Below are 21003 nucleotides of genomic sequence, written 5' to 3'. Positions count from 1 at the left end.
TGGTTTAGTTCTAAAATTTCGATTTTATTATTATAGAAATATAAATAGAGAGAATCATTAATACCTTAGGCAAAAAAGGTAAACTTTAGAATGTAAAAAAAAGTGAATATTACTTCTCAATAATTTCAACTTCAAACAATTTATCCCAGCGTTTTCCAGTTACAAAAACTGTTTTTGTTGTTGAATTATAAGCTATACCGTTAAGTACATCTAAACCTGCATGTTGTGTTACTAATTTTTTTAAAGGAGAAAAATCTATAACTCCTATTACAGCGCCGTTTTTAGGATTGATAATAGCAACACCATCTTTTTGATAACGATTTGCGTAAATGGTTCCATTTATCCATTCCATTTCATTAATCCCTATAATTTTTCCTTTGTTTGTATATACTTGGATATAAGATTCTTCAACTAAAGTGTCAGGATTTAATAACCATATTTTTTCGGTACCATCACTCTTATATATTGTAGTGTCATTGTTACATAGTCCCCAGCCTTCTTTACTATTACCATATTTAAAACTGTTTAATTTATCAAAAGAATTAACATCGTAAACAAATCCAGTACCTTCTTTCCAAGTTAATTGATAAATTTTATCATGTAATATTGTTAACCCTTCACCAAAGTATTCGTCAGCTAAATCTATATTTTTTAATACTTCTCCAGTTTTATAATCAACATGTCTAAGTTTAGATTCTTTGTATTGACCAGTACTTTCATATAAATTATCATTTAAAAATTCAATACCCTGGGTATAAGATGTTATATCGTGAGGGTATTCATTAATTATTTTATAGGTGTAAATTTTTGGAGGTTCGTTATTTAAAATAGTAACCGTGGTATTTGTGGTTTGTTTTTCATTATTAAAATAAATGATAGCCTGAATGGTTTGTTTTCCTAATTTTTGATTTTTTAAAGTAATGTGTTCACTTATTCGTTTCCCTTCAATAGTATAAGCTATAGAATCAATTTTATGATTTTTTTTGTTTTCAATTGAGAGTTTTAAGGTTTCGTTATTAGAAATATCACCCTTTATTGCATTTGTTTTAATAGAAAAATCATTTTTTTTCTGACCTGTATTTGATCCACAAGCAATAAGTAATCCACTTAAAAATATGATTGTTAAGTATTTAATAATTTTCATAAGAACTGTAAATTTTCAAGCAAGATATTTATTTAAAATCAGTTTAAAAAATCATTGTGAAAATTTTAAAAGGTTGTATCTTTGCACTCGGCAAGTCCTACACAACCAGCTCCTGTTGAATCCTCCAGGTCGGGAACGAAGCAAAGGTAAATGGTCGTAGCGGTGTGATGTAGGTAGCTTGCCTTTTTTTGTACAATAAACTTAAATCTTGAAAGCTTTGGCGAATCAAGATTTTTTAGTTTTTGAACATGTCCAAAAGGCGGGAATCTTATGATTAATATCGTATTTTTAAAGAATAAATAATTACAGTATGGCTAAAGTTGTTTTAATAACAGGAGGTTCTTCTGGCATAGGTAAATCTATAGGAGAGTTTTTATGTAAAAAAGGGTTTAAAGTTTATGGAACGAGTAGAAATCCAGATCATTATCCAGACAGCAAATTTCCTATTTTAGCTTTAGATGTGAAGCATAATGATACTATTTTACAAACCGTAAATACTATCATTAATACCGAAGGACAATTAGATGTTGTAATAAATAATGCAGGAGCGGGTATTACAGGCCCAATTGAAGAAGTTCCTGATGAAGAAATTAAAGCCAATTTTGAGACTAATTTTTTCGGCCCCATAAAAGTTATTAAAGCTGTTTTGCCACAAATGCGTAAGCAACAATCGGGTTTAATAATAAATATTACATCTATTGCTGGTTATATGGGCTTGCCTTATAGAGGTATTTATAGTGCTAGTAAAGGTGCTTTAGAACTTTTAACCGAAGCTTTTAGAATGGAAATTAAAGGCTTTAATATTAAAATGACAAATGTAGCTCCTGGTGATTTTGCTACTAATATTGCTGCTGGTAGATATCATGCCCCACTTTTGGATGATTCTCCTTATAAAAAACCTTATGGTGATACTTTAGATCTTATGAATACACATGTTGATAATGGTAGTGATCCAAATTTAATGGCAAAAGAAGTGTTTAAAATTATAAATACTAAAAACCCTAAAGTACATTACAAGGTAGGGGAGTTTATGCAGAAATTTTCTATTGTTTTAAAACGAATTTTGCCAGATACAGTTTATGAAAAACTGTTGATGAATCATTATAAAATCTAGGTTTACTTATTAATTAAACCTAATAGTTGTTCCTCAAAATTTCTAGAAAATATATTGGTATTACTATTGTTGATTTTTTTGTTTTTATCTATTAAAATAGTTTTTGTCATAGGATGAATAGCAAAAGCTTCTATAGAAGCTTCAGGGTTTTTAAAGCGATATTCATCACTACATGAAAATTGATTAGATTCTAAAAATTGTTTTGACTTTTTTATGTTGAAGTCATCAATATTAATAGAAATAAATTTTACTTCAGGATATTTTTTCTTTAAATCATTTATTTTAATGTGATTGTCTTTAAAGTGGTCATAATATGTGTGAGACCAAAAACTTATAACGGTAGGTGAATTAACAAGATTAGTCATGCTAAATTCATCATTTTTATAATTAACAATGGTTACATCAGGAATAACAGATCCTATTTTTAAGTTGCTTAATGAATTAGAAAAACGAGTTATCATTTTTTTTCCTTTTTCATCCTTACTTTTCTTTAAATAAGCATTTAAAATGACATCATTATTTTTTAAATTCTGACTTCTTGCTATATAGTTTACGGCGAAATGATATAGTAAATCTTCTTTTATATACGAATTAATTACTAGGCTATCTATAAGATTAAGTCTATCCATGTTATAGCATAAATCACTTCTTCTAAATTTATTGTCATTTTGATGATGATCAAAATGTTTTTGCAATGCAAGATTGTTAAAGCTAGACTTTAAAAAATTGTTATAAATAAAATTATTGTCTTTTAGTAAGCTATCATTATAACTTACATTTTTTCTGTAATTGTAAAAATCTTTAGGTAATGATTTTAAAATATTTTCCTTGCTATCACCATGGTGCCAAAGTGGGTAGACTTCTTTGCTCATATAATAGTTATATTCATTGTTTGTTTTTGCTATTTTTTGAAATAAACCAGACGGTTTATATTTTTTAACAAAACCAAGAAGTTTCTCTTTTTTTAAAAAAGTTAATGAATCTATTTTTCTTTGGTAGGATTCTGGATTTAATTGGCAGTACTTATAAATATTTTTTTCAATCTTTTCATTTTCTAAGAAATCATTAATTAAGTAATTGTTCTTTTTTGCACCAACGCCTGTAAACACCAAAGATTCGTCAAAATCTATAGTGTTTAACCTTAATAGAAGACTATCATTTGGTTCTAAAAAAACTATTTGAAATTCACCACCATGTTTAAAAGTGTAAATACCTGCTTTTAGGTTATCAATTTTTTTTATAAATCTATTTCTTCCATCTAGTTTAATAGTGTCTATAACAGTTTTAGATTTTATTAGTGTTATATAATTATTATTAGGATTTATAATTTCACCACCAAAAAAAGCACTATTATCTTCTACTTTATTAGAATTGTTTTTGCATCCAAAAAGTATAATTGATGTTATAAAAATTGATATAAATAATTTCATAAGTCCCTCTGCAAAGTATTACATACTTAATACTAACAAAAATATAGCTTGTATTTATAAAGTCCTGTTAATGCGTTGTTAAATGTTTCATAACTAAAATGGCTAATACCAAAGGGGTATTACATAAAAATAGATAAACTATGTTTCGTCTTACCAATTGATTTTTTTACTTTTGCACAAACTTTCAAAAAAGGAATATGTCAAGGAGTAAGTCTTATTAATTTGAAAGTTTATGAAGTCCTTCATATTTATAATAAAAATATCTGAGTTAAATATAAAACAACCCATATGTTATCAGTATCAAACCTTTCTGTTCAATTCGGAAAACGCATTCTTTTTGATGAAGTAAATACCACATTTAATAATGGCAATTGCTACGGTATTATTGGTGCTAACGGATCTGGTAAATCCACATTCTTAAAGATTATTTCAGGAAAACAAGACCCTACTTCAGGACATGTATCCTTAGAATCGGGCAAGCGTATGTCGGTATTAGAACAAAATCATAACTTATATGATGAACATACCGTTTTAGAAACTATTTTAATGGGGAACAAACCCTTATTTGAAATTAAGACTCAAATAGATGCCCTTTATGCTGATTACTCTGATGAAAATGCTGATAAAATAGGAGAGCTTCAAGTGCGCTTTGAGGAGATGGATGGTTGGAATGCAGATAGTAATGCTGCTGCCATGTTATCAAACTTAGGTATAAAAGAAGAGTTTCATTATACATTGATGGCCGATTTAGACGGGAAACAAAAAGTACGTGTGCTATTAGCACAAGCTTTATTTGGAAATCCAGATGTTTTGATTATGGATGAGCCTACCAATGATTTAGATTATGAAACGATTTCATGGTTAGAAAACTTTTTAGCAAATTATGATAACTGTGTTATTGTTGTATCGCATGACAGACACTTTTTAGATGCCGTTTGTACACATATTTCAGATATTGATTTTGGGAAAATTAATCACTTTTCAGGTAATTATACGTTTTGGTATGAGTCTTCTCAATTAGCAGCTAGACAGCATGCACAACAAAACAAAAAAGCTGAGGAGAAGAAAAAGGAATTAGAAGAGTTTATTCGTCGTTTTTCTGCCAATGTTGCCAAAAGCAAGCAAGCTACAAGTAGAAAAAAGATGATTGATAAACTTAATATCGCAGATATTAGAAGAACAAGTCGTCGTTACCCAGCTATTATTTTCGAACGCGATAGAGAAGCTGGAGATCAAATTCTTAATATTGAAGGCTTAAGTGCTTCAATTGATGGTGAGTTATTATTTAAAGATATTGATTTAAATTTAGTTAAAGGAGATAAAGTGGTTGTTTTTTCTAGAGATTCGAGAGCTACAACAGCATTTTATCAAATTTTAAATGATAAAGAAAAAGCGGATTCTGGTAAGTTTGCTTGGGGTGTAACAACAACACAATCTTATTTACCATTAGATAACAGCGAATTTTTTAATAACGATTTAACGCTTATAGATTGGTTGCGTCAATGGGCGCAAACCGAAGAGGAGCGAGAAGAAGTTAATATTCGTGGCTTTTTAGGAAAAATGATTTTTAGTGGAGAAGAGGCTTTCAAAAAATCATCCGTATTATCTGGAGGAGAAAAAGTACGTTGTATGTTATCTCGAATGATGATGACTAGAGCGAATGTACTTCAGCTAGATGAGCCAACAAACCACTTAGATTTAGAGAGTATTACTGCATTTAATAATTCATTAAAGAATTTTAAAGGCACTATTTTATTCACAACACACGATCATGAGTTTGCACAAACTGTTGGTAATAGAGTAGTAGAATTAACACCAAATGGAGTAATAGATCGCTACACAACATTTGATGAATACATGCAAGACAAAAAAATAAAAGAATTGCGTGACAAAATGTATACTATTTAATTTTTTTAAAGAGTTAATATAAAACAAAAGGTTGCTTTGAATGTATTCAGAGCAACCTTTTGTAATTAAAAAGCAAATTAATCTTTTAATTGCGAAGTAATACTTTCAATAATTGGAGTAGATTTATCTAATTCATCTTTATGAACGTAAACCTGTTTAAGAATTGAATTTGATGTTCCAAATATAGCTAGCAAACCAGAGTCAGTTTGATCTTTAAGCACAGGAATAATATTCAATTTTTCTAGTTCAGAAACTATACGCTGTACAATGATTAAGTCTCCAGTATAAATTTTAATATAATTTGAATCGTTCATGATAACGTTTATTAAAGTCTTATTTTAAAGATACAACATTTTTGAATAAAATAGTAATTTAAGAAGTAATTACTTAACGCATCATTATGATTTAAAAAGTACCTATAAAGCCTATTTTGTTTCCGCTATAAGTTAAATTCCAAGAAATAGTTTTTTGCTTTTTAGTTAAATCATAAGCTTTTGTTTTAAACAAAAATTTATCAACGCCATCTACAACAGCAATACTTAGTGCTGTTGCGACACCAATATCTGTTAACCAGTGTGCTCCAGCAAATAACCTAGAGATAGGAGCAATAGACCCTAAAGTATAAACCCCAACTTTAGACCATGTATTATTAAATTGCTTAGCGATGGCATGAGCCATCGTTATTGATAATACCGTATGCCCCGATGGTAATGAGTGAAATTTGGGTTCATTTGACCAAAATTTAAAATTATTACTTTTATATTCCCCTCCAGGTCTAGCTCTACCAATAGCAGTTTTGGAGAAACTTTGTATTAATCCAGTTGTAAAAGAGGAAGAGATGATTAAAACACTCGTTCTTCTTAATTTTTCGTTTTTTGTAAATAATCCTATGCCATATAATGCTGCGTTTGAAATAAAATAGACTTGAGGACTTCCAAATCGCGTACCAACTTCTTGAAATAAATTAGGTACATGGGGCTCGTTTTTAATAAAAAGAGCACTTACTTCATCATCAATAGTTGATATAGATACAGCAGAAAAAGCAATAACTCCTAGTGTTGTTAAATCTTTTTTTTGCCAATGAAATGGTCTAGAAAATGAATAGCCAACACTTTTAATACTTTTCGTTAAATCATAAAGAGCCAATTTACCTATAGATGTGGTATCTATAATTTTGACTTTTTTATGCACATTTTGTTGTGCACTTATTTTAAAAATAGTACCAAAAACAATAAAAAAGACAATATAGTTTTTAAGCCTCAAAATTATCTTAACTCTGCTCCCAATTGAGTTTCAAAACTAGATTGTAATTTAGACATTATTTTGTCTATCTGCTTGTCGTTAAGCGTTTTGTTTTCATCTTGAAGCGTAAAACTAACGGCATAACTCTTTTTACCTTGAGGTAAGTTTTTACCTTGATAAACATCAAATAAATTAACACTTTTAAGTAATTGTTTTTCGCTTTGTTTTGCTAATTTATATATAGATTCAAAGGAAACATTATCATCTAATAATAAAGCAAAATCTCTTTTAACAGCTGGATATTTTGCAATGGTTTTGAATGTGATTTTATTTCTTTTAATAATTTCTAAAATGGCATCCCAATTAAAATCTGCAAATAATACTTCTTGTGAAATATCAAAATGTTTTAAAATAGAGTTCTTAATTATACCAAAGTCAACCAACTTTGTTTTTCCTTGGTTAAAACTTAAACCTTCGCTAAACAAATCATTTCCTGTTGGGGCTTCATTAAATCGAGACACACCCAAACGTTCTAAAATAGTAGTAATAGTTCCTTTTAGATAAAAGAAATCACTTTTTTTAGATGGTGATAACCAATTTTCTTGCGATTGATTTCCTGTAACAAATAGTCCTAAATGTTTGTATTCTTCACGCTTATCATTATACCCATGATAGGTTTTTCCGAATTCAAATAACTTTAAATCTGCTCGTTTTCGGTTAATGTTAAAAGACAACGCTTCCAATCCTGAAAATAGTACGGACTGTCTTAAAACAGATAAATCATTACTTAAAGGGTTAAGCATTGAAATATTATGTTCTTCTTTTAATTGCTCACTTAATGCAGCGTAATTAGGCGTTGTTAATGAATTTGAAAGAATTTCAAAAAAGCCTTGTGAAGCTAATTGATTACCAATAACATTCTGAATTTTATAATCTTCAAAGCGAGAGGTTGAAGAAATAGATGCATTTAATTTTTCGGTGGTTTTTATATTATTATATCCATAAACACGTAAAATCTCTTCAATAACATCGGCTTCTCTATTTACATCATTACGAAAAGCAGGAACCGTTAAGCCTAATCCTGTTTCTGTAACATTGTTTACTTTTATATCTAATGAAGATAAAATTTGTTTAATAGTTTCTTTAGGAATTTCTTCCCCTATTAGTTTTTCTGCATTTTCAAAACTTAAACGAACTTCAAAGTCTTTAATTTTATTAGGATAAAAATCAATAATATCACTTGTAATTTCTCCTCCTGCAAGTTCTTGAATTAATAAAGCAGCTCGTTTTAATGCATATCCAGTAATATTAGGGTCAATACCACGTTCAAATCTAAAAGATGCATCGGTGTTTAACGCGTGACGTTTAGCTGTTTTACGAATGCTAACAGGATTAAAATAAGCACTTTCTAAAAAGATACTTGTTGTAGTTTCTGTAACTCCAGAATTAATGCCTCCAAAAACACCGGCAATACACATGGGCTTATCCTCATCACAAATCATTAAATCATCTTCATGTAATTCGCGTTCAACACCATCTAAAGTCACAAATTTAGTACCAGCCTCTAGCGTTTTAACTTCAATTTTATTTCCAGAAATTTTAACAGCATCAAATGCATGTAATGGCTGACCTAAATCGTGTAATACATAATTTGTAGCATCAACTATATTGTTTATAGGACTTAAACCAATTGCTTTTAATCGGTGTTGTAACCAAGCTGGAGATTCTTTTACTTTTAAACCAGAAATAGTAACCCCACAATAACGTGGAGCTAAATCTTTATCTTTTACATCAACGTCAATTTTTAGAATGCGGCTATCTACATGAAACGCACTTACCGATGGCGTAATTAATTCTAAATTAATATCTTTTTGTACCAAACCAGCTTTTAAATCGCGTGCTGTTCCAAAGTGGCTCATAGCATCGGCTCTATTTGGTGTTAATCCAATTTCAAAAACCTGGTCGTTTTCAATATCAAAAATATCGGCAGCTAGTGTGCCTACTTTTAGCGCATCATCTAAAACTAAAATACCATCATGAGATTTTCCTAAGCCTAATTCATCTTCGGCGCAAATCATACCATGGCTTTCTTCGCCTCTAATTTTACCTTTTTTAATAGTCCACGCTTCCCCTTCTTCAGTATATAATGTAGTTCCTATAGTAGCAACAGGTACTTTTTGTCCTGCCGCAACATTTGGCGCACCACAAACAATTTGTATAGGAGTTTCTAAACCAATATTTACAGTCGTTACTTTAAGTTTATCTGCGTTTGGATGTTTTACACAGGTTAGAACTTCGCCAACAACTACACCTTCTAATCCGCCTTTTACAGATTGATAGGCTTCAATACCTTCAACTTCTAGTCCTAAATCAGTAAGTAATTCGCTAGTTTGTTCTGGAGTCCAATCTGTTTTTAAGAATTGTTTTATCCAATTGTATGAAATCTTCATAAATCATTATCGTATTAAGCACGCAAAGATAAAATATTGCTGCTAGCATTCAAACAAAGCGTTGCAATTTGTGAGGTTAAAAAAAATAAATATTAAAAAGCTTTATTGTATGTTAAATTTAGTTGTTAACTGAAAAATTATGATGTGTTCGTTTAACGGTAAATTTTATGAGTAGTGGCAGATTGGGTGATACTTATCTGTCAAACTGCTAAGCAGTTTGATCGGCTACAAACCCTGATATTAAATACATTGCCTGTCATTACTTATACAAAATGTTACATAACGTTTTACTTATTTCGGTACATTTTGCCATTTATTCCATATCGGACTTAAATCTACACCAGTTGCCTGAGATATTATTGACTCAATCTCATTGAATTTAAATGCTCTTTGATTTTCATTTGACCAGTTAAGCAATCCAAGCATAGCATCCTTAAAGGATTTTTCCCCGTTGGTTTGTTTTTGAATATATTCATCTAAATCATAAGCCATTAAAGCTCCTCTTGAAAAAAGATTTTTCCCTATTCTAAAATCAGAGGCATATTGGGTTGAACCCAGAAGAGATAATTCCTTTAAGGTTTTGTTTTTTATAAAATCCGGAGCATTGTCCATGTTGGATTTCCACCAATTTAATATTCCCTCGTCGCTGAAGATTTGCTGGAAAGAAACATACCATATAAATCCCTCATTCAGCCAGATTGTTTCGATTAGCGGGGCCACTTGCCATGCAAATGGTCGGTACCCTTCTCCCCAGGATCTTAATGGAACCCATGAATGGCCAATATGGTGTATGATAGTTCCTAAATCTCTATTGGGATTATATTCCTGGGAAATATCCCTGTGTGCTGTCATGCTATTTAGATGTTCCATATTAAAACCATAGTCATGTCTTTCTGAAATTGGTTTAAGAAACTCATAAACTAAGGTGTAATGAGGCATGGGAATGTATCCAAAATAATCAGCAAGTTTCTGCAGCGATAATAAACCTGTATTCCCGATACCTTCCAAATCATAGGTTGTCGCAGCATAGGCCGCTACAAATAAAGGAATTTGTGCTTCTTCAACTCGAATCACCTGAACGCCTTTACCTAAGAGATACTGAGCATCAACCAGTGTGGCATAGTTTTCAGCCTCATAACTATCCGTTCCGTATTTTCGGTTGGTATCAGGTCTTAAGGTACTAAAAATAGGCCATGAAGGGTCGGTATTGATCGTTAGATTGACGGCCTCTGTTTCCAGTCCTTCAATAAATCCAAATACTGAATACCCAAACAGTCCCATATAGTCTTTTCTGGCTTTGGAACTCGTGGAGGCATCTAATAAATCAATTTCCATTTTTTGTATGTCGACCGTATAACTCACCTTATTCAGAAGATCATTACTTTCTTCAAATGTAAAGAAGCTTCCGTCCCCTATCATCCCTGGCAACTGCTTACCACTAGTTGTATAACCAACAACATCATCAATAAAAGCTATGTAGTTTGTCAGAATATAGGTTCCCGGTGCACTTCTTGGAATTACTAAATTAGCATCACTGACCGAAAGCTCATCAAAAGTGATTTGAATTGTTACTTTATTTAAGTCTGCTTGCGGGGTAAGCAAATAACTAACCTTTTTCTGGGCGTTTACATCTGTGATAGATATGATAAACGAAAATAGAACGATTATTCCTCTCATATTGATAATGTTATGTAACGACTTGATATGTAAGCGTTTTAATATGTTAAACGAAATTAGCTTTTTTAATTTAGAAAATCAATATGTAATCTTATATCTACATAAAAAGTTTTTAACACCTTACAAATCTTCAAGCATTACATTATAATCATATTGCAAATCTTCATGTAAAGACGCTATAATTTTTTTAGAAAGCACTAGTTGTCTATGATACATGTTTTGAAGTTGTGTGCTTCTTTTAATACTGGGTTCGAAATATTTTAGTTTTTGGCAAAAGTAGAGTAGTAGTTCTACTTCTGTTTCTTTTTTGAGTGAATACCTAATATACTTTTTTACATTTCTAAGAATTTTACGAACACTTTTTCTAATGTAAAAATAACTATCTCTGTTAATTAATTCAAATTCATCATCCATGTAGGCTTTAACAGTTTGTATATACCCATCTTCATCAGCAGATTCAAACAATAAATAGGTAAGAAGTTCTTTATTTTCTTTTTTAAATCGAGATAAACGTAAGCATAGCTCCATTAATTCATTTGAAGAAAGGTGTTGTAATTCTTTCTTTATTGTAACTACTGAGACTGCTTTCATTTATAGTTTATAATGTTTTTTAATAGTTCGCTTTACTGAAAATAATCGTAATAATCCAATAATTAATATTACAGGAGAAATTGCTAATAAAATGATACCAAACGATTTAATTTCAGAAAAAAACTCTAATTTTAGGAGTGTTATTCCTGTTCCTAAAAACACAATAAACGTTCTAAAATAGGCTAAAAAAGTTCTTTCGTTAGCTAGTTTTGTTCGTTCTATGGCTAACCAATCTCTAGTTATTAATGGTGGGTTTTTATCCATTATTTTCATTTGTTTATAAATATAAAAAAACCATCACAAGTGTAATGGTTTATATGTATTTTATTAAGATTTGATTTTATCTTAATTTTGGAAAATCGGCTGGATTTAATTCGTGCATTACCTCATAAACAGCTTCAAATATATCTTCGGCAGATGGTTTTGAGAAATAATCGCCATCGTTACCATAAGCAGGTCTATGCGCTTTAGCTGTTAGTGTTTTTGGTTCGCTATCTAGATATTTAAATGCTTTTTGAGTATTTAAAATTTCATTTAAAATATAAGCCGAAGCACCTCCTGGTACATCTTCATCAATAATCATTACACGATTGGTTTTGGCAATACTTTTAACAATATCATGCTTTAAATCAAAAGGTAATAGTGATTGTACATCAATAATCTCAACATCAATACCAATAGAAAGTAGATCTTTTGCTGTTTCTTCTACTATGCGAAGTGTAGAGCCATAAGATACTAAAGTAATGTCTGTACCTTCTTTTACTGTTTCTACAACGCCTATTGGTGTTTTAATATCTGTTAAATTATTAGGTAATTTTTCCTTTAGCCTATAACCATTAAGACATTCAACTACAATTGCAGGATCGTCTCCTTGTAAAAGTGTGTTATAAAAACCTGCCGCTTTTGTCATATTTCTAGGAACTAAAACGTGTATGCCTCTTACTAAGTTTAAAATACCGCCCATTTGAGATCCTGAATGCCAAATACCTTCTAGTCTGTGTCCTCTTGTTCTAATTATTAGCGGTGCTTTTTGTTTACCTTTGGTTCTATAATGTGTTGTTGCTAAATCGTCGCTTATAATTTGAATAGCGTATAATATATAATCTAAATATTGTATTTCTGCAATGGGTCTTAATCCACGAAGCGCCATACCAATACCTTGACCTATAATAGTTGCTTCACGTATACCAACATCGGCTACACGTAATTCACCATATTTTTCTTGTAAGCCTTCTAATCCTTGATTTACATCACCAATATTACCTGTGTCTTCTCCAAAAACAAGGCTTTCGGGATGATTTTGGAAAATGGCATCAAAATTATCACGAAGAATGATACGACCATCTACTACTTGTGCATCATCATCATAACTAGGTTTTACTTCTTTAATAAGAATATTAGATCGGTTCGTTTCAGAGTATAAATGTGAACTAAATTTAGGCTGTGCTTTTTCAAAAAGCGCATCAACCCAATTACTGAGTAATTTTTTTTCAGATGAAATGTCGCCAATAGTATATCTTAATACTTTTCTTGCAGTAGATAATATATCTTTTCTTGTTGGCTCATCAATGGTAGCAAGCGAATTTTTAAGTTTTTTAATAAATACACCATTAACACTAGATGATGCTACTTGAGTTAATATGGAAAGAAGTTCTTGTTGTTCTTTTTGAATGGGTTTTAAAAACGTTGTCCAAGCATTTTTTTTGGCTTCTCTAACATCTCGTTTTATAGCTCTTTCAATTTCAATAAGAGCTTCATTGGTAACTATGCCGCTTTCAATAATCCATTGTCTCATTTTAGCGTTGCAATCATTTTTGCTTTCCCAATCTAATCGCTCAGCATTTTTATAGCGTTCGTGAGAACCAGAGGTCGAATGACCTTGAGGTTGTGTTAATTCTAAAACATGAATTAAAACAGGTACATGCTCTTCTCTAGCAATAGTAGAAGCTTCTTGATATGTTTCTATAAGGTTAGGGTAATCCCAACCTTTTACGCGTAAAATTTCTAAACCTTTTTGTTCGTTATTTCGTTGAAACCCTTTTAATACTTCTGAAATATTTTCTTTTGTTGTTTGATGTTTGGCATGCACAGAAATACCATATTCGTCATCCCAAATGCTAATAACCATAGGTACTTGTAATACACCTGCAGCATTTATGGTTTCAAAAAAAAGACCTTCGCTTGTACTAGCGTTACCAATGGTTCCCCAAGCAACTTCATTTCCTTTGTTTGAGAAATTATTAGTATTAATCCCATCTACTTGTCTGTAAATTTTTGAAGCTTGTGCTAAACCTAGCAAGCGAGGCATTTGACCTGCAGTAGGAGAGATATCAGCACTAGAATTGTATTGCTTAGTTAAATCTTTCCAGCTACCGTTGTCATTTAAACTATGCGTTACAAAATGTCCCCCCATTTGACGACCAGCAGACATAGGTTCTAACTCTAAATTGGTGTTAGCATATAAACCTGCAAAAAATTGTTCGATAGTTAATGCACCAATTGCCATCATAAAAGTTTGATCGCGATAATATCCTGATCTCCAATCGCCTTTTAAAAAGGCTTTTGCCATGGCTAATTGAGGAACTTCTTTACCATCTCCAAAAATACCAAATTTGGCTTTTCCCGTTAATACTTCACGACGACCAAGTAAACTACATTCTCTGCTTGTTATTGCAATTTTATAATCATTTAATACCTCTGTTTTAAAGTCTTCAAATGAAATATTGTTTTTCAAGTCTGGAATTGTTTGCATATTTAGTATAGTTTCACTTTTGCAAAAGTAGACAAAGTTTCTCTTTTTTGCAATTATATAAACATCAAAATTATTGAATTATTCTTAAAATAATTTAATAAAAATAACTTAAACTATAAATAAACTAATAAAACTGTTTTTTTTATGTGAATTATGTAATTTGGTTTCGTTTAAAACCAACGCCTTCTAAATAATCCTAAAAGTGCTTGAGGGTCTACGGTAAACTTAAATCTGATTTTTTCATCATAATTAGGCTGCCCTATTTCCCAGCCTAAGTTTGAGTATAGTGGTAGGTAAATTTCGAAATAATCGGTAACTAAATTAATTCTTATACCAGAGTCGTAAACGAAATGAGGTGATTTATGTTTGTTTTTTACTAGACCAATATCACCATAAAATAATATATATTTCCATAATGTTGTACTACTATTTACAGCAGTAATCCATTGGTTTGCGAAGGGTGTATCTAGTTTAGATTTAAAACCACCTTCTGCAGTTATATACTGTTGACTAAAAATACCAGAAGCTTCAGATCGTCCCAGATAGGGATAGTCAAATAAGTAATCAGTTGGTCTGTCTAAAGCAAAACTAAAATAATTTGAACTAGCATCATTTTTATTACTTAAAAATGCCCCAGCATACATACGTAAGTTTAATTGTCTATTACTTTGAAACAACCTTCTGTATTCGTAATTAAAAGATACCTTGCTGAATGTTTTAGCAATTTGAAGGTCTGTACGCCATTTTTTAAAATTTATTAAGTTGTCGTTTGAATGTATATACCGTGCATTAAATATGCTATAATTTGGCTCGTCACTAGCCAAAATATTATTAGCATCTTTATCTCGTTGAATGTTTACATATCTAAAAATTAATGATTTTCGTTTATTAGATCTGAAATCATTTTTTTCTCTAAATAAAAAGGTCAGGGATGGTGTTATTTGTTTAACAAACAAATCTGGAGCATATGAGGAATAACTTGCCACAACACCATAATTAATATAATATAGACCACTATTTTGTAAATAATGAATTTTAGAAATTGCTGCCGAACCAGTTAAGGATTTAGATTTAAAAGCGTATACAGGTTCAAATTTATAATTAAAAAGTTTTCTTAAAATGGTGGTATTATAGGTTCTCATACCTAGTGTGAATCCATCATAAATATTATTAAACTCTGCTATAGGCATAAAAAACACTTGATTATAGTGCGGATCTTCAATATCTTTAAAAAGTCTAAATTGTAATGGTTTATTATTAAAGAAGAAGCCTTTTAATGATTTCCAGTTATCTCTTAAATTTACTTCTGGTATAATTTCATTGTAATTTAAAACGAGCTTATTAGCATTTTCTCTAGGAATTGTGATGGTTTTGCTTTCTGTTATGTTTTCAATCCATCTTTTTGAAATAATACTATCGTTATTCAAAGTGTATAACGAAATGGGCATACTATTATCTCGTTTGTTTTTAATCGTCAATGTTATAGAGTCATCCGTTTTTATAACTTTTTTTATTTTGAAATCTATTTTTTTTCGAGTGGTAAGGTAATCTGTAAAAAACCAGTCTATATTTTTATTTGTTTTAGATTTTAAAAAGGTTTCAAAGTCTTTTGTTGTTGTTTCTTTAAGTTTATTTTGAGTTAAAAAGGATGTTATAGTGTTTTCTAATACATGACTATTAATAAAATCGTCTAAGTATTTAAAACCAATCCCAGCTTTATACTTACTAGCAATGTTTTTATTGAATTTTAATAAAGAATCCTTTTGCATGGTTAAAAGTTGATCTTTATTAGTTCTAGCCATAAGCATAAAAACAAGAACATACTTATCGTTAAAACGCATATCGGCCGCATGAAAAGAACGCATTCCCCAAAAATCGGCGAATGATCCTAGAAATTTCATGTTAGGGTAGTGCTCGTCTACATAATTCATTAGATAGAAAATTTGAAGACCATCTAATAACCAATGTTCTTTTCTAGGATTAATTAAAAGTGTGTTTTCAAAGTAATTGTGTAATGCTATTTTTAATAATTTTAGTTCGTATTGAAAATGATTAGGGTAGGGTTGAATGAATTTAGGTAAAAAATTTAAACCATAAATGGGATCTTTATTATAATCAATATCTGTTAAAAGAAGTTTATTATGAGGGTATTTTCCAAAGTTTTTTAATATAAATTTTGTTATTTTTTCAGTAATTAAAACTTTATCGATAACCTCTAAACCTTCATCATTAATATTAGAAACTATGGTGAATTCTTCTGTTTGAATGGTATTGTAATTAGGTGCTTTGTTTAAAAATAGCTTGTTGTTAATTCTATTTTTTCCTTCTAGCTTAATTATTTGTTTTTCAGTAGTTTCCGACTTGCTACTTGTGTTTAATTCTGAAGTTAAAGTATATCCAAGTGGGTATTCAATTTCTAATGTAATATCAGCTTTTGGAATGTATAAATCATCTAAATCCTTATTACTATAATATTGCCATTCGCCATTATAAATAGCAGGTGTAATATACCAATATCTTAAATTTAAATCCCCTAAGTCTGTATAGCCATAGCTTGTGAATTTATCGTTAGGTATTTGTACTAAATATTCTAATTTTAAAGTATAAGAGTCATTGGGTTTAAGTGATTTTTTTAATATAACTTTAATAACATCTGTTTGACCTTTTATTTGATTAAACTCTAAATATTCATTATCCTGTTTGATTGAAGTAATTACAGAAAAACCTCGATCCTCATTTTTTGCTAAATGAAAATCATTATTGTATTCATCTGCAATTCTAAGGGCTAGTGGTGTTTTTTTTGTTGAATAACTATTGTTCCAATCGTTTAAATAAATGGTATCTAATACATTATTTGAAGTATTCTGGTATTGAATAGTTTGTGATATTTTTATCTGTTTAGACTCCATATCAAAAACAGCCTTTAAATCAATTTTATTTTGCCCAAAGCCTGCAAAGAAAATTAGGATAAATATGGTGCAAATAAAAAGGCGTAATTTCAATTTAAAATAACATTAAAAGGTTAATAATTTATTCAAGGCTCTGCAATATAGCAAAATAAGACGGTTTAGTTTTTTAATTCAAATGAAGTGTATTAAAACATAAAAAAGATGTATTAAAAATTCGGACTTAAACTTGAATCTTTATAGAAAGCATCTAATATATTTATTACTTCATCTTCAGTATCTACCAGATGAATTAAATCTAAATCTTTAGCGCTTATGTTACTAAATTTCTCTAAAAGTGTAGATTTAACCCAATCCATAAGTCCCGTCCAAAAATCGGTGCCTACTAGAATTATAGGGAATTTTTCAATTTTATGAGTTTGTATAAGTGTTATAGCTTCAAACAGTTCGTCTAAAGTTCCAAAACCTCCAGGCATTACTACAAAACCTTGTGAATATTTAACAAACATAACTTTTCTAACAAAGAAATAATCAAAATCTAAGCTTTTGTCAGAATCGATATAAGGATTATCATGTTGCTCAAAAGGTAAATCAATATTCAACCCAACCGATGTTCCTCCTCCTAAATGTGCACCTTTATTACCAGCTTCCATAATACCAGGTCCTCCACCAGTTATCACACCGTAACCAGATTCTACAATATTTTTGGCAATACTTTCTGCTAGTTTATAGTATTTATTTTCTGGTTTTGTTCTTGCTGAACCAAATATGGAAATACAAGGTCCAATTTTGCTCATTCTTTCAAAACCATTGACAAACTCGCCCATAATTTTAAAAATAGCCCAAGAATCGTTTGTTTTTATTTCGTTCCAGCCTTTAGGGTGATGTTCTGTTACCATATGTATTAGTTTATGTGTTTATTTTTAATTTAGATACTTCCAATTCCTTTTTAAGAAATTTTGCTGTATAACTTTTTTTATGTTTCACAACGTCTTCAGGAGTACCTTCAACAATAATTTGTCCGCCACCTTTACCGCCTTCATACCCAATATCAATAATATAATCAACGGTTTTAATAACATCTAAATTGTGTTCAATTATTAATACTGTGTTTCCTTTATTTGCTAGTTTATTAAGAACAACCATTAATACGCGAATATCTTCAAAATGCAAGCCTGTTGTAGGTTCATCTAAAATATAAAAAGTGTTTCCTGTATCTCGTTTACTTAATTCGGTTGCTAGTTTTATACGTTGTGCTTCACCACCTGATAGGGTTGTGCTTTGTTGTCCTAATGTAATATATCCTAAGCCAACATCTTTGATGGTTTTTAGTTTATTGTAAATTTTTGGTATATGTTCAAAGAAACTTACAGCTTCATTAATTGTCATATTTAAAACATCACTGATGCTTTTTCCTTTATATCGAATTTCTAAAGTTTCACGGTTAAAACGTTTACCTTGGCAGGTTTCACATTCCACATATACATCTGGAAGAAAATTCATTTCAATAACACGTAAGCCACCACCTTGACAGGTTTCACATCGTCCGCCTTTTACATTAAAGCTAAAACGACCTGCTTTGTAACCACGAATCATGGCTTCTGGGATTTTAGCAAATAAAGCTCTAATCTCACTAAATGTTCCAGTGTACGTTACTGGGTTACTACGAGGCGTTCTACCAATTGGAGATTGATTAATATCAATGACTTTATCAATATGCTCTAAACCTTTAATGCTTTTGTAAGGCATTGGCTTTTTTACACCATTAAAATAATGAGCATTTAAAATAGGATATAAGGTTTCGTTTATTAAAGTAGATTTTCCACTACCAGAAACACCTGTAACGCCAATCATTTTTCCTAGCGGAAATTTAACCGATACATTTTTTAAATTATTACCCGTACAACCTTTAAGTTCTAGAAATTTCCCATTGCCTTTTCGACGTTTTTTAGGAACTTCAATTTCTTTTTTGCCGTTTAAATAGTGGGCCGTTAAAGTGTCGTGGGTTAAAAGTTCTTCTGGTGTACCAATGCTTATAATTTCTCCGCCATATTTCCCTGCTTTTGGACCAATGTCAATCACATAATCGGCACGTTCAATCATATCTTTATCATGTTCAACCACAATAACCGAATTACCAATATCACGAAGTGACACAAGCGAATTTATTAGTTTTTCATTGTCACGTTGATGTAAGCCAATACTAGGTTCATCTAAAATATATAGTACGCCTACTAATTGCGAACCAATTTGTGTAGCAAGCCGAATACGCTGTGCTTCTCCTCCTGATAACGATTTAGAACTTCTATTTAAGGATAAATAATTTAAGCCAACATCTAATAAAAACTGTAATCTTGATTTTATTTCTTTGACTACTTCTTCGGCTATTTTAAGTTGCTTTTCTGATAAATGATTATGTAAATCTTCAAACCAATTGGCTAATTCAACAATGTCTGTATTAGCAAGTTCTGCTATATTCTTATTATTTATTTTGAAATAAAGTGATTCCTTTTTTAAGCGAGAGCCTTCACAAACCGGACATTTAATTTTGTCCATATAATCTTTTGCCCATCGTTTTAAAGATGTTGATTCAGCTGTATTGTATTGGTTTTCAATAAAATTAGCAACACCTTCAAAATCAATTTTATAATCTCGGGTAACGCCTAATATTTTACTCTCAACCGAAAATTTATCGTTACCACCATACAAAATCATTTGTTTGGCTTCTTCAGGAATATCTTTATAAGCATCGGTTAATTTAAAGTTGAAACGTTGTGCAATAATTTCAAACTGCTTAAATATCCAACTATTTTTTTCTGTGCCATGTGGAGCTAAAGCACCTGATTTGATTGAAAGCGAATCATCTGGAATAATTTTGTCTTCATTTACCTGATATAATTCACCAATACCATTACAATTATAACAAGCTCCTTTTGGAGAATTAAATGAAAAGTTATTAGGTTCTGGATTTGGATATGAAATACCACTTGTAGGACACATTAAATTTCGACTAAAATAACGTGTTTCTTTAGTGTCTTGATCTAAAACCATTAGGACATCTTCACCGTGATACATGGCGGTGTTTATGGTTTCGGTTAAACGCTTATCATTGTCGGCAGTATCATCAATCTTTAAACGATCAATAACAATTTCAATATCGTGAGTTTTATAGCGATCTAATTTTAGACCCTTTACAATGTCTTTAATTTCTCCATCTGTTCTAACTTTAACAAAACCTTGTTTTGCTATTTGCTCAAATAGTTCACGATAGTGCCCTTTACGGGAACGGACAACAGGTGCTAATATATTTATACGTTTTCCGTTAAAATCTTTAATGATAAGTTCTTTAATTTGCTCATCACTATAACTTACCATTTTATCGCCTGTGTTATAGCTATAAGCGTCACTGGCACGAGCAAACAGTAACCTTAAAAAATCATATATCTCGGTAATGGTACCAACTGTAGATCTAGGCGATTTACTCGTTGTTTTTTGTTCAATAGCAATAACAGGTGAGAGGCCATCAATTTTATCAACATCAGGACGTTCTAAGCCACCTAAAAATTGTCTGGCGTACGCCGAAAATGTTTCAATGTAACGGCGCTGTCCTTCTGCATAAATAGTATCAAAAGCCAATGAAGATTTTCCACTACCCGATAATCCAGTAATAACTACCAGTTTTTCACGAGGAATTGATACATCAATATTTTTAAGATTATGTACTCGGGCTCCTTTTACTTCAATAAAATCATCAAATTGGCTCATAAATTGGCAAAAGCGCAAAGTTAC

At 30.7% G+C, this 21003-nt stretch carries 14 protein-coding genes and 1 other RNA gene; 3 read left to right on the top strand and 12 right to left on the bottom strand.

From position 1 onward, the window contains the following. Window positions 1-109: 109 nt before the first annotated feature. A complete protein-coding gene (locus RHP49_16280; GenBank protein WNH12432.1) occupies window positions 110-1144 on the bottom strand; it encodes a glutaminyl-peptide cyclotransferase in 1035 nt (344 codons plus the stop codon). An 88-nt stretch (window positions 1145-1232) separates the two neighbouring features. Here RHP49_16280 and ffs point away from each other — a divergent pair. Continuing rightward, an RNA gene (ffs, locus tag RHP49_16275) (signal recognition particle sRNA small type) lies at window positions 1233-1331 on the top strand. 123 nt (window positions 1332-1454) lie between these two features. Further along, a complete protein-coding gene (locus RHP49_16270; GenBank protein ID WNH12431.1) occupies window positions 1455-2258 on the top strand; it encodes an SDR family oxidoreductase in 804 nt (267 codons plus the stop codon). Window positions 2259-2260: 2 nt separating this feature from the next. On the opposite strand, the gene RHP49_16265 is transcribed toward RHP49_16270, so the two are convergent. After that, window positions 2261-3688: a hypothetical protein gene (locus RHP49_16265; protein ID WNH12430.1), complete on the bottom strand. Its 1428-nt coding sequence runs from the start codon at window positions 3686-3688 to the stop codon at window positions 2261-2263. A gap of 288 nt (window positions 3689-3976) precedes the next feature. Between RHP49_16265 and RHP49_16260 the strand changes: the two genes are divergently transcribed. Beyond that, complete coding sequence (locus RHP49_16260; GenBank protein ID WNH12429.1) at window positions 3977-5596, top strand: ABC-F family ATP-binding cassette domain-containing protein; 1620 nt, start codon at window positions 3977-3979, stop codon at window positions 5594-5596. 77 nt (window positions 5597-5673) lie between these two features. Here RHP49_16260 and RHP49_16255 read toward each other — a convergent pair whose 3' ends face one another. From RHP49_16255 to uvrA, 10 genes are all read right to left on the bottom strand, one after another. After that, window positions 5674-5910: a DUF2007 domain-containing protein gene (locus tag RHP49_16255; GenBank protein WNH12428.1), complete on the bottom strand. Its 237-nt coding sequence runs from the start codon at window positions 5908-5910 to the stop codon at window positions 5674-5676. 91 nt (window positions 5911-6001) lie between these two features. Next, the gene (locus RHP49_16250; protein WNH12427.1) at window positions 6002-6859 is read right to left on the bottom strand and encodes a phosphatase PAP2 family protein; all 858 of its coding nucleotides are present in this window, start codon (window positions 6857-6859) and stop codon (window positions 6002-6004) included. Between the two features lie 2 nt (window positions 6860-6861). After that, window positions 6862-9288 (bottom strand): phenylalanine--tRNA ligase subunit beta, encoded by a 2427-nt coding sequence (gene pheT, locus RHP49_16245; GenBank protein ID WNH12426.1) that lies wholly within the window; start codon window positions 9286-9288, stop codon window positions 6862-6864. A 291-nt stretch (window positions 9289-9579) separates the two neighbouring features. Continuing rightward, complete coding sequence (locus tag RHP49_16240; protein WNH12425.1) at window positions 9580-10965, bottom strand: hypothetical protein; 1386 nt, start codon at window positions 10963-10965, stop codon at window positions 9580-9582. A gap of 120 nt (window positions 10966-11085) precedes the next feature. Next, the gene (locus RHP49_16235) at window positions 11086-11556 is read right to left on the bottom strand and encodes a hypothetical protein (GenBank protein ID WNH12424.1); all 471 of its coding nucleotides are present in this window, start codon (window positions 11554-11556) and stop codon (window positions 11086-11088) included. Then, a complete protein-coding gene (locus RHP49_16230) occupies window positions 11557-11820 on the bottom strand; it encodes a DUF202 domain-containing protein (protein WNH12423.1) in 264 nt (87 codons plus the stop codon). 76 nt (window positions 11821-11896) lie between these two features. Further along, window positions 11897-14308 carry a thiamine pyrophosphate-dependent enzyme gene (locus tag RHP49_16225; GenBank protein WNH12422.1) on the bottom strand — a complete coding sequence of 804 codons (2412 nt, stop codon included), beginning with the start codon at window positions 14306-14308 and terminating at the stop codon, window positions 11897-11899. 170 nt (window positions 14309-14478) lie between these two features. Beyond that, window positions 14479-17217 (bottom strand): metalloprotease, encoded by a 2739-nt coding sequence (locus RHP49_16220; protein WNH12421.1) that lies wholly within the window; start codon window positions 17215-17217, stop codon window positions 14479-14481. A gap of 206 nt (window positions 17218-17423) precedes the next feature. After that, window positions 17424-18113 (bottom strand): TIGR00730 family Rossman fold protein, encoded by a 690-nt coding sequence (locus RHP49_16215; protein ID WNH12420.1) that lies wholly within the window; start codon window positions 18111-18113, stop codon window positions 17424-17426. Between the two features lie 10 nt (window positions 18114-18123). Beyond that, on the bottom strand, window positions 18124-20979 hold the full coding sequence (gene uvrA / locus RHP49_16210; GenBank protein ID WNH12419.1) for an excinuclease ABC subunit UvrA: 2856 nt from the start codon (window positions 20977-20979) through the stop codon (window positions 18124-18126). Window positions 20980-21003 lie beyond the last annotated feature (24 nt).

The organism is Flavobacteriaceae bacterium HL-DH10, assembly GCA_031826515.1.
Classification (GTDB): Bacteria; Bacteroidota; Bacteroidia; order Flavobacteriales; family Flavobacteriaceae; genus Thalassobellus; species Thalassobellus suaedae.
Note: the sequence above shows the minus strand (reverse complement) of the source record. Positions and strands in the feature narration are given on the sequence as shown.